At 70.4% G+C, this 13,217-nt stretch carries 12 protein-coding genes; 6 read left to right on the forward strand and 6 right to left on the reverse strand.

Annotated elements, in window-relative coordinates; genetic code table 11:
* Nucleotides 1–29 precede the first annotated feature (29 nt).
* A complete protein-coding gene (locus tag RALTA_RS26510; protein WP_232347827.1) occupies nucleotides 30–254 on the reverse strand; it encodes an oxidoreductase-like domain-containing protein in 225 nt (74 codons plus the stop codon).
* Nucleotides 255–492: 238 nt separating this feature from the next.
* Between RALTA_RS26510 and RALTA_RS26515 the strand changes: the two genes are divergently transcribed.
* From RALTA_RS26515 to RALTA_RS26530, 4 genes are all read left to right on the forward strand, one after another.
* Nucleotides 493–2,775: a patatin-like phospholipase family protein gene (locus RALTA_RS26515; protein WP_012357062.1), complete on the forward strand. Its 2,283-nt coding sequence runs from the start codon at nucleotides 493–495 to the stop codon at nucleotides 2,773–2,775.
* 239 nt (nucleotides 2,776–3,014) lie between these two features.
* The gene (locus tag RALTA_RS26520) at nucleotides 3,015–3,449 is read left to right on the forward strand and encodes a YeeE/YedE family protein (protein WP_012357063.1); all 435 of its coding nucleotides are present in this window, start codon (nucleotides 3,015–3,017) and stop codon (nucleotides 3,447–3,449) included.
* Between the two features lie 3 nt (nucleotides 3,450–3,452).
* On the forward strand, nucleotides 3,453–3,884 hold the full coding sequence (locus RALTA_RS26525; RefSeq protein WP_012357064.1) for a DUF6691 family protein: 432 nt from the start codon (nucleotides 3,453–3,455) through the stop codon (nucleotides 3,882–3,884).
* Nucleotides 3,885–3,974: 90 nt separating this feature from the next.
* Nucleotides 3,975–4,823: an IclR family transcriptional regulator domain-containing protein gene (locus tag RALTA_RS26530; RefSeq protein ID WP_012357065.1), complete on the forward strand. Its 849-nt coding sequence runs from the start codon at nucleotides 3,975–3,977 to the stop codon at nucleotides 4,821–4,823.
* Nucleotides 4,824–4,900: 77 nt separating this feature from the next.
* On the opposite strand, the gene RALTA_RS26535 is transcribed toward RALTA_RS26530, so the two are convergent.
* Nucleotides 4,901–5,710 (reverse strand): flagellar brake protein, encoded by an 810-nt coding sequence (locus RALTA_RS26535; RefSeq protein ID WP_012357066.1) that lies wholly within the window; start codon nucleotides 5,708–5,710, stop codon nucleotides 4,901–4,903.
* Nucleotides 5,711–5,914: 204 nt separating this feature from the next.
* Nucleotides 5,915–6,796 carry a LysR substrate-binding domain-containing protein gene (locus RALTA_RS26540; RefSeq protein WP_012357067.1) on the reverse strand — a complete coding sequence of 294 codons (882 nt, stop codon included), beginning with the start codon at nucleotides 6,794–6,796 and terminating at the stop codon, nucleotides 5,915–5,917.
* A gap of 134 nt (nucleotides 6,797–6,930) precedes the next feature.
* Here RALTA_RS26540 and RALTA_RS26545 point away from each other — a divergent pair, with 134 nt between their 5' ends.
* Nucleotides 6,931–7,554, forward strand: coding sequence for a LysE family transporter (locus tag RALTA_RS26545; protein ID WP_012357068.1), 624 nt, complete (start codon nucleotides 6,931–6,933; stop codon nucleotides 7,552–7,554).
* Here the strand turns inward: RALTA_RS26545 and thpR are convergent.
* Genes thpR through RALTA_RS26560 form a run of 3 tightly spaced genes read right to left on the reverse strand, consistent with a single transcriptional unit; the run spans nucleotide 7,538 to nucleotide 10,123 of the window.
* Entirely contained in the window at nucleotides 7,538–8,119 is a 582-nt protein-coding gene (gene thpR, locus RALTA_RS26550; RefSeq protein WP_012357069.1) for an RNA 2',3'-cyclic phosphodiesterase, read from the reverse strand. The two genes, RALTA_RS26545 and thpR, sit on opposite strands and share 17 nt — an antisense overlap.
* Nucleotides 8,120–8,144: 25 nt before the next feature.
* Nucleotides 8,145–8,645, reverse strand: coding sequence for a methylated-DNA--[protein]-cysteine S-methyltransferase (locus RALTA_RS26555; RefSeq protein WP_012357070.1), 501 nt, complete (start codon nucleotides 8,643–8,645; stop codon nucleotides 8,145–8,147).
* Nucleotides 8,642–10,123 (reverse strand): AlkA N-terminal domain-containing protein, encoded by a 1,482-nt coding sequence (locus RALTA_RS26560; protein ID WP_012357071.1) that lies wholly within the window; start codon nucleotides 10,121–10,123, stop codon nucleotides 8,642–8,644. Before RALTA_RS26560 ends, RALTA_RS26555 begins: the two co-directional genes overlap by 4 nt.
* A 119-nt stretch (nucleotides 10,124–10,242) precedes the next feature.
* Here RALTA_RS26560 and RALTA_RS26565 point away from each other — a divergent pair, with 119 nt between their 5' ends.
* Nucleotides 10,243–13,080 (forward strand): M16 family metallopeptidase, encoded by a 2,838-nt coding sequence (locus RALTA_RS26565; RefSeq protein ID WP_041232669.1) that lies wholly within the window; start codon nucleotides 10,243–10,245, stop codon nucleotides 13,078–13,080.
* The last annotated feature ends 137 nt before the right edge of the window (nucleotides 13,081–13,217 follow it).

A 13,217-nucleotide genomic window follows, 5' to 3' on the forward strand; every position in this document is an offset into this window, starting at 1 on the left:
GGCGCTCGGGTGGGCACTCAGGTGGACGCTCAAGCGGCCGGATCCTCGGCATGGCGCGCGGCCTGGCGCGCCTCCCAGGCCCGCAGTGCCTCGCGGTAGCGGTCCAACTCCTGGTAGTAATAGTCGAAGATGCAGGGATCGCAGCCAGAGCCGCAGCACTCGCCGTCGGCGGGCCGCTCCGGGGGCTCGGGGCGAGGATCGTCAGGGGAAACCGTGGAACCGGCAACGGGGACGGCGGGGGACACTTGGGACACTTGCAGATCGCGCACGCGGCGCCATGGCAGACCAGCCCCCAGTATATTCCGGCGTGCCCACCTGCGCCCCGGCGCCCCCTGGCAGCGCAGGGAGCCGATCTGAACGCTTCCGAGCCGCGTATTGAATTGTTTTTGCGCGCGGTGCGGCGCAGGGCCCGCACGGCACGTTTTGCCGGAAGATAGCCGGACTTCCCCCACGGCAACCGGCCTGGCAGCGGATTGCGACCCTGATCGAGCCATGAAGGCAGCTCCACACCATTGCTTGCGCCTTGCCGGCATGATGCGCCTGCTTGCCGCCAGCGCGCTGGCCGCCGGCACCGCGATGGCTGCTGAGGCCCCGGCACCAGGCCACGACGACAGCGCTGGCGCGGGCCTTGCCACCTCCACCGCGGGGGGGCGCCCGCGCATCTGCCTGGTGCTGTCGGGCGGCGGCGCGCGCGGCGCCGCGCATATCGGCGTGCTCAAGGTGCTGGAGGAGATGCGCATCCCGGTCGATTGCATCGCCGGCACCAGCATGGGGTCGCTGGTCGGCGGCGCCTATGCCACCGGCATGGGGCCCGCCGAGATGGAGCGGCTGGTCGGCGGCCTGAGCACGGACAAGCTCTTCAAGGAGCGCCCGCCGCGACAGGACCTGACCGTGCGGCGCAAGCAGGACGACTTCACCAACCTGTTCACGCCGGAGATCGGCTTGCAGTCGAGCGGCGTGCTGCTGCCCAAGGGCGCGGTCTCCGGCGTGCAGCTGGAGACGGTGCTGCGCCAGCTGGCCAGGACCCCGGGAGTCCGCGACTTCGACCGCTTGCCGATCCCGTACCGCGCGGTGGCGACGGACCTGGTGGCGGGCACTGCGGTGGTGTTCAGCCAGGGCGAGCTGGCCAACGTGATGCGCGCCAGCATGTCGGTGCCGGGCGCGGTGGCCCCGGCGGAATACGAGGGCCGGCTGCTGGTCGACGGCGGACTGACCGACAACCTGCCGGTCGGCGTGGCGCGCGACATGGGCGCCGATATCGTCATCGCGGTGAACCTGGGCACGCCGCTGATGAAGCGCGAGGCGCTGACCTCGGTCATCGGCGTGACCGGCCAGATGCTCAACATCCTGACCGAACAGAACGTGCGCGCGTCGCTGGCCTCGCTGCGGCCCACCGACGTGCTGATCGAGCCCGCGCTGGGCGACTTCTCCGCGACCGACTTCGACCACCTGCCGGCCACCATCCCGATCGGCGAGGCCGCTGCGCGCAAGGTCGCCGACCGCCTCGCGCCGCTGGCGCTGCCGCCGGCGCAATATGCCGAGCTGCGCGCCGCCCAGCAGGCGGTGCAGCCGCCCGACACCCGCCCCGTCGACGAGATCCGGCTGGCGCCGCTGCATCGCGTCAACCCCGACTATGCCACCGCGGTGATGCAGACCCGGCCGGGCGAGCCGATCGACCAGGCCGCGCTGGACCAGGACATGCGCCGCCTGTTCGGCACGGGCGACTTCGAGCACGTCAACTACGGCATCCTGGAAGAGCCTGGCCGGCGCGTGCTGACGGTCAATGCGGTGGAGAAATCGTGGGGCCCTGACTACCTGCGTTTCGGGCTGGGACTGAGCTCGGACTTCCGCGGCGACGCGTACTTCAACCTGGTCGGCAGCTACCGGCGCACCTGGCTCAATGCGCTGGGCGCGGAGTGGCGCACCGATGCGCAGGTGGGCCAGACCTCGTCGCTGTCCAGCGAGTTCTACCAGCCGCTGGATACGCGCCAGTTCTTCTTTATCGCACCGCGCATCGAGCTGGAGCGTCGCCCCGTCAATGTGTTCCAGGGCAGCACGCGCATCGCCACCTACGACGTGCGCCGCTTCGACCTGGCGCTGGACGTCGGCAGCCAGTTCACCAAGTACGGCGAGCTGCGCGTCGGCGTGCAGACGGGCTCCGAGCATGCCACGCTCAGCACCGGCCCGGCGGCGCTGGCGCCGGGTCCGGGCAGTATCCGGCGCGGGGCCATCACCGGCCGGCTCTTCTTCGACCAGCTCGACAGCGTGGACTTCCCGCGCTTCGGCTATGCGGGCGGGGTGCGGATCTATGCCTCGCAACCGGGGCTGGGAGCCGACCGGACTTATATCAAGGCGCAGGCCGACGGCATCTATGCCCATTCGTTCGGCGACCATACGCTGTCGTTCGCCTTCAAGGTCGGCGGCAATCCCGGCGGCAAGCCGCTGCCGAACTACGACCTGTTCCAGTGGGGCGGCTTCCTGCAGCAGTCCGGCTACGCGACCGGGCAGCTGATGGGCGGCAACCTGCAGTTTGCGCGGCTGGTGTACTACAACAAGCTGGCGCGGCAGACCTTGCTGCAGGGCGTTTACGCCGGCTTCTCGCTGGAGACAGGACGCGTGGGCGACGCGCTGGTACCGGGCAGTCCCACCGGGCTGCTCAAGTCGGGGTCGCTGTTCCTGGCGCTCGACAGCCCGCTCGGGCCGCTGTATCTGGCCTATGGGCGCGCGACGGCCGGCGTGTACAGCTTCTATCTGTTCCTGGGCAAGCCGTTCTGACGCGCGGCAACAATGTGCGCCTGCCTTACCCCACCAAAGTTGTATGTAATGTCTTAATTCAAATGTCTATACTTTTCCTGTCACCAAGACCCCCTCTTGAATGACAACCTTCCCCGGTCGCCGCTTCCCCAGCGGCGACTTTTTTATGGGCGCCTGCCAGGCGATGGCGCGCCTATAATGCCTGCCTCGGACTGCACTTGCAGCCGCCTCGGCGCCCGGCTTTACGCGCGCACCGCTTCATGCATATCGACTTCCACCAATTCACACCGTGGCTCTCGCTGGCTGGCGGGCTGGTCATCGGCCTCGCGGCGGCGCTGATGATCCTTGCCCTGGGCCGCATTGCAGGCATCAGCGGCATCGTCGGCGGCCTGCTGCGGCTGCCCCAGGGCGACACCGCATGGCGGATCGCCTTTGTGATCGGACTGCTGTTGTCGCCATGGCTGGCGATTGCGTTCGATGCCATGCCCGCGGCGCGTATCGATGCCGGCTGGACCGAGGTGCTGGTGGCCGGCCTGCTGGTCGGCCTGGGAACGCGCTACGCCGGCGGCTGCACCAGCGGCCACGGCGTCTGCGGCCTGTCGCGCGGCTCGGTGCGTTCGCTGGCGGCCACCGTCACATTCATGGCGGCTGGTTTCCTGACGGTGCTGGTGCAGCGCCACGTGCTGGGAGGCTGAACCATGGGCACGCTGCTGGCGTTGCTGGCCGGACTGGTGTTCGGCATTGGACTGATCCTGTCGGGCATGGCCAACCCGGCCAAGGTGCTCGGCTTTCTTGATCTCGCCGGCGCTTGGGACCCGTCGCTCGCCTTTGTCATGGCTGGCGCGATCGCCGTCGGTGCCGTGGCGTTTGCGCTGGCGCGCCGCCGCCAGCGGTCATGGCTGGGACTGCCGATGCAGTGGCCGGCGCTGGCCGCGGTGACCCCGCGCCTGCTGCTGGGCAGCGCCGCCTTCGGGGTGGGCTGGGGCCTGGCCGGATTTTGCCCGGGTCCCGCGCTGGTCGCGCTGGGTGCCGGCTATGCCAAGGCATGGGGCTTTGTCGCGGCAATGCTCGCGGGCATGGCGCTGTTCGAACTGGCGGAGGCCGTGGCCCGGCGCACGCGACGGCGTTGACGCAGCGCAGCATGCAACCAGTACTGGCCCCCGGCGGCCGACCGGTTTAACATTGCGCGATTATCGAACGACGTAGACCCCCAGCCTCCCATGGATGTCCTCCGCCCCATCGGTCTCGGCCATGCCCAGGCCGACACCGTCCGCGTTGCCCGGCCCCAGGCCGACCTGCTTTCCAGCTTTGCCGGCGATCCCAATTTCATGCTCTCGCTGGCACGCGGGCTGACCGTACTGGAAGCCTTTTCCGAACGCAAGCGCCCGCTGACGATCTCGCAGGTGGCGCAGCGTACCCAGCTCTCGCGCGCGTCGGTGCGGCGCTGCCTGTATACGCTGGAGCAGCTGGGCTATGTCAGCCAGCAGGACGGTCAATTCGCGCTGCGCCCGCGCGTGCTGCACCTGGGACACGCGTATTTTTCATCGACCTCGCTGGTATCGCTGGCGCAGCCGATCCTGGACAACCTGAGCGCCCGCATCCACGAGACCTGCACGCTGGCCATCCTGGACGGCACCGACATTCTGTACCTGGTGCGCTCCGAAGTGCAGCGCGTGCTGAACTATTCGCTGGGCATGGGCAGCCGCCTGCCGGCCTACTGCACCTCCAACGGCCGGCTGCTGCTGGCTCACCAGCCGGCCACGGTGCTGGACGGCTTCTTCGAGCATGCCGAGCTGCGCCCGCGCACGCTGCAGACCAAGGTCTCGCGGCAAGAGCTGGAAGCCTGCTTCGAGCGCGCGCGGGAACTGGACTATGTGATCGTCGATGAGGAGCTGGAGCCCGGCCTGCGCGCCATGGCCGTGCCGGTGCGCTCGGCCTCGGGCATCGTGCTGGCGGGACTGAGCGTCAGCGTGCGCGCCGCGCGCGTCTCCGAGGCGGACATGATCACGCGGCTGCTGGCGCCGATGCGCGAAGCCGCCGCCGCGATCGGGCGGATGGTCGGGTCCTGATCTTGCCGCCTTGCGGCGTGGTGGTGCTGGCGTCTTGCCGTCGTGCCACGCGCCGCCGCGCCGGTACCGAGGCAGGCTTAGCCACGGTGTGCCAGCTCCAGCGCGAACACCAGCCGCTGCAGGAAGTTCTCCATGCGCCCGTCCGGATTGACGAAGGCGCAGCCGAAGTGGTGGATCGCGCTGTCGTCGCGGCCCACCAGCCAGTGGCCGACCACCTGCATGTCCAGCTCCAGCTTGCCCAGCTCGCGGAAATCCAGCCGGCACTTCGCCACCGTGGTGCCGACCGGCAGATGGTCGGCGGTGACGGTCCTCGAGCGCAGGCCCACGCCGGACAGCGACAGGTCAGCAATATCGAGTCCCAGCACGGTCTTGTCCGGCAGCGACATCTCGCAGCGGTAGCCCTTGGTCACCAGCGTGCGGGCGCGGAAATGGCGGCGGCGCTGGAAGTGATAGAGCTTTTCCGGAAACTCGGCCACGAAGGCAGGGCCATCGTCATAGCGCGTGGCCGCCGGCTGGCCCACCACGAAATTGACCGGCACGCCGCGCAGGAGCCCTGAGAACGCGTTCTCTTCGGACGTCATCAGCGACATCCGTTCGGGCTCGGCGTTGCACCAGTCAAAGACGAAGGTCCGGTTGACCGGGTCCACATGCAGGATCGAGGTGACGAACTGGTGCGCGGTGCGCGTGCGCACGCTCAGCATGCACTTCTGCCACGCCAGGTCGCGCAGCACCGTGCCGATCTGCGAATTGTGACTCAGGCGATAGCGGTCGTCCGCTGCCCCGGCGTCGGTTTCGGCGTCGGTTTCGGCGTCGGTTTCGGCATCGGAATCGGCGCCGGTCTCGGCTGGCCCGGGGGCGTCGTGCTGGTTCATAGGTTCACGCAACATCTGGAGGGGCTGGAAGCGGCCTTTGGCTGGGCAGCCGCAGGGCCGCCGCGGACCAGCCTGGAGCCGCCGGCGGCACCGGCCTGCCGGGCGCGCGCCGCATGTTAAGCGCCCGCACCATTGGCCGGCAAGACCGATGATCTCACTTCGGCAAATCTGTGGCAGAACTTGAGCACAGACTTCGGGGGGGTAGCGCTTGCGCGGCTTTCAGGGCTGCTGCGGCGGCGCGAGCGTGGCCTGCGCGCAATCGCGCAACCATGCGAGCAAGGCCTGGCGGCGCATGTCGTGCTCGAACGGTGCGGGCGACAGCAGGTGGTAGGCCGAGCCGTCGGCCGCAAAGCCGAACGGCGCCGCCAGCCGGCCATCGGCGATCTCGTCGGCAGCCATCAGCTGCGATGCCATGGCCCAGCCAAGGCCCGCCGCGGCGGCCTGCAGGCTCAGATAGAAATGCTCGTACCAGGCGTCGCCGTCCAGCCGCAAGCGGGCTGCTTCGGCGGGACACGCCGCCTGCCAGCGCTGCCAGGCCTCGGGCCGGGTGCGCGTGTGCAACCGCACCGGCGACACCGCCGCGCCCTGCGCAAACGGAGGCCGGCACACCGGACCCACGCGTTCCTGCACCACCTCGCGCGCGTGCCAGCGCGGATCGAAGGCAAAGTCATTGCGCCGCAGCGCCAGGTCCGCGCCGCTGCGCGCAAAGTCGATCGGCCCGCCCGCCGCCATCAGGTGCAGCGCAATGTCGGGATGGCGCGCGGCAAAGCGCGGCAGCCGCGGGATCAGCCAGCGCATGGCAATGGTCGGCTCGCACGACAGCACCAGGGCCCGCCCGGGCGGCTGCGCGCGGATGCGCGCCGCCGCGGCAGCCAGCCCCTCCATCGATTGCGTCGCCGCCGCGAACAGCGAGCGCCCCGCCTCGGTCAGGAAAACACCGCGGTTGCGCCGTTCGAACAGCGCTACGCCAAGCGTTTCCTCCAGCTGGCGGATCTGCCGGCTGACCGCGCCATGGGTCAGGTGCAGCTCCTCCGCCGCGCGCGCAAAGCTCTCGTGGCGCGCCGCCGCCTCGAAGAATCGGATCCACCCCAGCCAGTGCATTGGTCAGTTTTTCTCACGTAACCGCGCGAGTATATATCGGTTGTCGGGGCGCGTTTCGGCACGCAGAATTGGGTACGCTTTGGTCCCCCCGAGCGTGGGATGGGGCCAGAAACCAAAACATATCCTGACGCAACATGCCCCCTCTCGCCGAATCCCTGGCGGTCGCCGCGGTGACCGTGCTGGCCGTGATCAGCCCTGGCCCCGACTTCGCCATGGTCACCCGCAACAGCTACCTGTACGGCCGCCGCGCCGGCCTGCTCAGCGCGCTCGGCATCGCGCTGGGCGTGCAGGTGCATGTGCTCTATACGATGTTCGGGGTGTCCCTGCTGATGGCGCACGCGCATGGCGTGCTGACCTTGGTAAAGGCGCTGGGCGCTGCCTACCTGGTCTGGATCGGCCTGCAGACGCTACGCAAGCGCGACGCGCTGAAGCCGGACGTGCACGACGGCCGTGCGCAGGCCCCGCTGGCGGCGCTGCGCATGGGCTTCCTGACCAATGCGCTGAATCCGAAGACCACGCTGTTCGTCGTCAGCACTTACACCCAGGTGGTCAATGCCCACACGCCGGTACCGGTGCAATGGGCTTATGGCGGATTCATGTCGGTGGCGCACCTGGCGTGGTTCAGCGTGGTGGCCTGGGTATTCACCGCGCCGGCATTGCGCGCGGCCATGCTGCGACGGCAGCGGCTGCTGGATCGCGCCATCGGCACGGCCTTGTGCGGGCTGGGCGTGGCGCTGGGCTTCAGCAACCTGGCGTAGGGCCCGGCGCCGCCAGCGGCCAGGCCAGGCGCACCAGGTGTTGCGGGCCCTGCGGACCGAGCCGGCTTTCGAACAACACCAGCCGCGTGACGCGCCACGGGGCGCTGGCCAGCGTGCGGTGCGCATCGAGCCAGGCGCGCAGCGCGCTTTCGGGCACGGTCGGCTTGCAGCGTGCCAGGGTCAAGTGCGGATGGAAGCGCCGCCGCTCCGGCTGGAAGCCGGCGGCTTGCGCCAGTGCCTGTCCTGCCTCGGCGTGCAAGGCGCGCAGCGCGTCCAGGCCGGGACCGGGCGCAAGGCCGGCCCACAGCACCGCCCCCGGACCGCTGCGGAAGCGACCCGTGCCATAGGCCTGCAGCGTGAACACGGGGGTACGCAGCGCGCCCAGCGCGGCGCCAAGCTTGTCGGCAGCCTGCGTGGCCTCGCCCAGGCCTTCTCCGAGGAAGTGCAGGGTCAGGTGGACCTGCGCGGGCGTGGCAGCCCGCACGCCGGGCGCGGCAGGCAGCGTGGACAGCAGCCCGGCCGCCTGTGCCGGCGGCACTTCCACCGCGATAAACAGGCGTGCCATTGCCGTAGGGCCGTCTCAGCCCGTCTCAGCCCTTCTCTGCGGCGATGCCCTCGCGCCGCAGCAGGGCACGCTTGCGCTCGATGCCGCCGGCATAGCCGGTCAGCGCGCCGGCGCTGCCGAGCACGCGATGGCAGGGCACGATCACCGACAGCGGGTTGCGGCCGACCGCGCCGCCCACCGCGCGCGCATGCGTGGGCGGCAAGCCCAGCGTGCGCGCCAGTTCGCCATAGGATGCGGTGGCGCCGCACGGGATTTCCAGCAGTGCCTGCCACACGCGCTGCTGGAACGGGCTGCCGGCAAAGCGCACCGGCACGGTAAAGGTGTCGCGGCGGCCGGCAAAATACTCGGCCAGCTCGGCGGCGGCGCGGTCCAGCACCACGGCGTCGGCCGGGGGCACGTCGCGGCTGTCGGCGATGCCGGCGGGATGGTACTTCTGCCCCGCGAAAAAGAGACCGGTCAGGTGCCCGTCGCGCACGCGCAGCAGCACGGTGCCCAATGGGCTGTCGATATGGCGATAGCTGGTCATGGAAGATGCTCCGGTTGCGCCGCGGCCGGCGGCGTGTCCTTCATCGCTTCGTAGCGATGCCACAGGTGGATCGCGGCGTAGGCGCGCCACGGTGCCCATTGCGCCGTGCGTTCATGCATCGCGCGCGCGGTGGTGACGCCCAGCACCTTGCGCAGCGCATAGTCGGTGCCGGGGAAGGCATCGGGCCAGCCCAGCGCGCGCATGGCGACATATTGCGCGGTCCAGTCGCCGATGCCGTCGATCTCGCTTAGCGCCGCCACCGCCTGCTCCGGCGCCGCGTGCGGGTCGAGCACCAGCGTGCCGTCGGCCACGCGGCGGGACAGGACCTTCAGCGTGCGCACCTTGCCCGGCGACACCCCGGCCTCGCGCAGCGCAGCCTCCGGCAGCGCGGCCACTGCCGCCGCGCCCGGAAAGGTGTAGCGCAGGCCGTCCGGCGGCGCGCCGTCCAGCACCTGCCCTGCGCGCTGCGCCAGCGCGGCCAGGATGCGCCTGGCCTGCACCACCGAAATCACCTGCCCCACCACCGCCCGCACCGCGATCTCGAAGCCGTCGACGCAGCCCGGCAGGCGCACGCCAGGCATGGCTTCGGCCAGTTCGCCCAGGTGCCGGTCCACCACGTCGGGACGGCAGCCCAGGTCGCACAGCCGCCGCACCTTGCCCAGCGCTTGCGGAATCGCCCGCGCGAGCGATGCCGACAGCGTCACGCGCAGCACCAGCCGGCGCGGCACATGTTCAATGCGAACCCAGCCGAGGTGGCTGCTGCCGCCGGCTTCCACCCGCAACGTGCGCAGGTAGGCGCCGTCGCGGATGGCCTCGATGCCGTCGACCGCGCGCGTGGCCAGGAAGCGCAGCCACGCGTCCCAGGCGAACGGCGGGCGGTAGCCGAGCTCGAACACCAGCCGGTCGGCCACGCCGTCGGCGGCACGCCGGCGCAGCGCCAGCGGCGTCAGGCCGTAGCGGGTCTTCAGCACATCGTTGAAGCGGCGCACGCTGCCAAAGCCCGCCGCCAGCGCAACTTCGGTCACCGGCAGCGCGGTGTCGGCCAGCAGCCGCTTGGCCAGCAGCAGCCGCTGGGTCTGCGCGTACTCCAGCACCGACACGCCGAACTGCGCATCGAACAGCCGCCGCAGGTGCCGCTCGGTCACGCCGATGCGCGCCGCCAGCGCGGCCACGCTGCCATCGGCCATGAAGCCTTCGTCGATCAGGGTGGCGGCGGCCTGCGCGAGCCGGCCGGAAATATCGGCCAGGCCATGCCCCGGCGCCAGTTCAGGGCGGCAGCGCAGGCACGGGCGGAAGCCGTGCTTCTCCGCCGCGGCGGCGCTTTCATAAAACGAGCAGTTCTCACGCTTGGGGGTGCGTACCGCGCACACGGGCCGGCAGTACACGCCGGTCGACGAGACGCCCACGAAGAAGCGCCCGTCGAAGCGGCGGTCGTGCGAGGCCACGGCCTTGTAGCAGGTATCGGGATCCAGGTTCATGACGGCATGCTACCGCCGGATGGCGCCGCGCACGCGCTGGATTCGGACATTTCCCTCTGGCGCGCGGGGGTCGGTTGGGGCACAGTTGCGCTGCACATATCCTTCCCGTCGGAGATTCCATGCGCCGCATCGCCCTGCACCTGTCACTGCTTGCCACGCTGGCCTGCCCCCCGGCGCTGGCGCAGCCTTCGGCAGCGCCGGTGCAGGCGACGCAGGTGGCGTCGGTCGAAGGCATTACCGAACACCGCCTGCCCAACGGCCTGCGCATCGTGCTGGCCCCCGATGCCGCCAAGGCCACCACCACCGTCAACATCACCTACCTGGTCGGCAGCCGCCACGAGAACTACGGCGAGACCGGCATGGCCCACCTGCTCGAGCACCTGCTGTTCAAGGGCACGCCGTCGCTGCCGGGCAAGACCATCCCGGCCGAGTTCGCGCGGCGCGGCATGAGCGTCAACGGCACCACCGCGCAGGACCGCACCAACTACTTCGAGACCTTCACCGCCAGCGACGACAACCTGGACTGGGCGCTGCGCATGGAGGCCGACCGCATGGTCAACAGCGTGATCGCGCGCGCCGACCTGGACAGCGAGATGACCGTGGTGCGCAACGAGATGGAGATGGGCGAAAACAGCCCCGGGCGCATGCTGATGCAGCAGACCATGGCGGCCGCCTATCGCTGGCACAACTACGGCAAGGCCCCGATCGGCGCGCGCAGCGACGTGGAGCGCGTCAGCATCGATAACCTGCGGGCCTTCTACCGCCGCTACTACCAGCCCGACAACGCGGTGCTGGTGGTGGCGGGCAAGTTCGATCCCGCCGCCACGCTGGCGCGCATCGCGCGCTATTTCGGGCCGATTCCGCGCCCGCAGCGCGTGCTGCCTCCCGAACCCACGGTGGAGCCCCCGCAGGAAGGCGCACGCGAGCTGGTGGTGATGCGCCCGGGCGACACCCATCTGGTCGTCGCGCAATACCATGTCAGCCCCGGCGCGCACCCCGACACCACCGCGCTGTCGCTGCTGACCATCATCCTGGGCGACACGCCCGGCGGCCGGCTGTACAAGGCGCTGGTCGAGCGCGGACAGGCCTCGTCGATCGGCAGCGCGTTCTATGCGATGAAGGACCCCGGCGCCTTGCTGTTCATGGCGCAGGTGTCGAAAGACCAGCCGCTCGCGCCCGCCCGCGCCGGCCTGATCACGCAGATCGAGGGCTTTGCCGAAGCCCCCGTGACCGAGGCCGAGCTGGAGCGCGCGCGCGTGCGCATGCGCAACGCCTACGAGCAGTACATGAACGATCCCGGCTCACTCGGGATTGCGCTGTCCGAGGCCATCGCCAAGGGCGACTGGCGCCTGTTCTTCGTGGCGCGCGACCGCATCGAGACCACCACGCTGGCCGACGTGCAACGCGTGGCGCAGAACTACTTCCAGGCCTCGAACCGCACCGTGGGCCTGTTCCTGCCGGCCGACCAGCCGCCGCGCGCGCAAATGCCGGCGGCGCCCGACATCGCGGCGATGGTCAGCGGCTACCAGGGCCGGCCGGCGCTGCCCACGGTGGCGCCATTCGATCCCAGCCCCGCCAATATCGAGGCCCATACCACGCGCCAGACGCTGGCCAACGGCATGCAGCTGGCGCTGCTGCCCAAACCCGCGCGCGGTGAAGTGGTGCATGGCGTACTGGTGCTGCGCATGGGCGATGCGCAAAGCCTGCAGGGCCTGACCACGGTGGGCGCGCTCACCGCCGCGATGCTCCGCCGCGGCAGTGCCGGCATGGACCGCCAGCAGATCGCCGACCGCATCGAGGCCCTGCGCGCGCGCGTCGGCATTTCGGGCGGCTCCGAGCAGGTGACGGTCAGTTTCGAGACACGCCGCGCGCATCTGCCGGAGCTGCTGGCGCTGTTGCGCGGCCTGCTGCGCGCGCCGACCTTCCCCGAGGCCGAATTCGAGACGCTGCGCCAGACCAGCATTGCCGAGCTAGAAAGCGTGCAGCGCGAGCCCGGCGTGCTGGCCGCCAATGCGCTGGGCCGGCACGGCGACCCCTACCCCCTGGGCGACCCGCGCCATGCGCGCACCATCGCCGAGAATATCGCCGACCTGCGCTCGGCCACGCTGGCGCAGGTGCGCGACTTCCATGCCCGCTTCTACGGCACAAGCCATGCGCAGCTGAGCCTGGTCGGCGACTTCGATGGCGCGGCTGCCGCCGCGAACGCGGCAGCGTTGTTTGGTGACTGGACTGCGCCTCAGCCGTATGCGCGCGTCGAGCGGCCATTCGTGCCGATCCCGGCCGCCGAGTTCACGCTGCCCACGCCGGGCAAGGCGAACGCCGTGTACCTGGCGTCCGCCCCGATCGACCTGACCAATGATGCGCCCGACTATGCGCTGATGATGATTGCCAACCGCGTGCTGGGCGGCGCCAGCCTGCGCAGCCGGCTGGCGGACCGGCTGCGCCAGCGCGAGGGCGTCAGTTACGGCGCGAGCAGCTGGGTGCAGGTGGGCGCGCTGGACCGCGCCGGCCGCTTCGGCCTGCGCGCGCAGTATGCGCCGCAGAGCCTGGCGCTTGTGCAGCGCGCCGTCGGGGAGGAGCTGGAGCGGCTGGTGCGCGACGGCATTACCGAGCAGGAACTGACCGAGGCCGTCAGCGGCCTGCTGCAGCAGGGCATGGTCAGCCGCAGCAACGACGCCGCGCTGGCCGGCGCGCTGGCCAGCCAGCTCTACCTGGGCCGCACCATGGCCTTTACCGCGGAACTCGACCAACGCCTGCGTGACGCCACCACGGCAGCGGTCAACGCCGCCATCCGCCGATATATGCAACCTGACATGCTGTCGCGCGCCTATGCCGGAGACTTCGCCGGCGCAGCGGCGCAGGGCGGGGCAACCGGCCAGGCGGCGGGCACCCCCGCCAGCACGGCGACCGGTCCGACCGTGGGCGAAGCCGGCGAGACGCCGCCCGCGCGGCCTTGACATGCCCCTGAAATACATCGGCAACCATACTCGCCGGGCGGCGGCGCTATCCGCGAGCGCGGGCGATCCGGCGTCTTTGCGGCGATGGCCTGCGGCGGGTCCCATGCGCGCCGTGCCAGGGGCCTTGCCCCGACCCC

Source organism: Cupriavidus taiwanensis LMG 19424, assembly GCF_000069785.1.
Classification (GTDB): domain Bacteria; phylum Pseudomonadota; class Gammaproteobacteria; order Burkholderiales; family Burkholderiaceae; genus Cupriavidus; species Cupriavidus taiwanensis.

Excerpts from the sequence above, each read along its gene's own strand:
- thpR (WP_012357069.1), bottom strand. The coding sequence starts at position 8,119 with ATGGCACGCCTGTTTATCGCGGTGGAAGTGCCGCCGGCACAGGCGGCC.
- RALTA_RS26515 (WP_012357062.1), top strand. The coding sequence starts at position 493 with ATGAAGGCAGCTCCACACCATTGCTTGCGCCTTGCCGGCATGATGCGC.
- RALTA_RS26535 (WP_012357066.1), bottom strand. The coding sequence starts at position 5,710 with ATGTTGCGTGAACCTATGAACCAGCACGACGCCCCCGGGCCAGCCGAG.
- RALTA_RS26555 (WP_012357070.1), bottom strand. The coding sequence starts at position 8,645 with ATGACCAGCTATCGCCATATCGACAGCCCATTGGGCACCGTGCTGCTG.
- RALTA_RS26545 (WP_012357068.1), top strand. The coding sequence starts at position 6,931 with ATGCCCCCTCTCGCCGAATCCCTGGCGGTCGCCGCGGTGACCGTGCTG.
- RALTA_RS26520 (WP_012357063.1), top strand. The coding sequence starts at position 3,015 with ATGCATATCGACTTCCACCAATTCACACCGTGGCTCTCGCTGGCTGGC.
- RALTA_RS26525 (WP_012357064.1), top strand. The coding sequence starts at position 3,453 with ATGGGCACGCTGCTGGCGTTGCTGGCCGGACTGGTGTTCGGCATTGGA.
- RALTA_RS26540 (WP_012357067.1), bottom strand. The coding sequence starts at position 6,796 with ATGCACTGGCTGGGGTGGATCCGATTCTTCGAGGCGGCGGCGCGCCAC.
- RALTA_RS26560 (WP_012357071.1), bottom strand. The coding sequence starts at position 10,123 with ATGAACCTGGATCCCGATACCTGCTACAAGGCCGTGGCCTCGCACGAC.
- RALTA_RS26565 (WP_041232669.1), top strand. The coding sequence starts at position 10,243 with ATGCGCCGCATCGCCCTGCACCTGTCACTGCTTGCCACGCTGGCCTGC.
- RALTA_RS26530 (WP_012357065.1), top strand. The coding sequence starts at position 3,975 with ATGGATGTCCTCCGCCCCATCGGTCTCGGCCATGCCCAGGCCGACACC.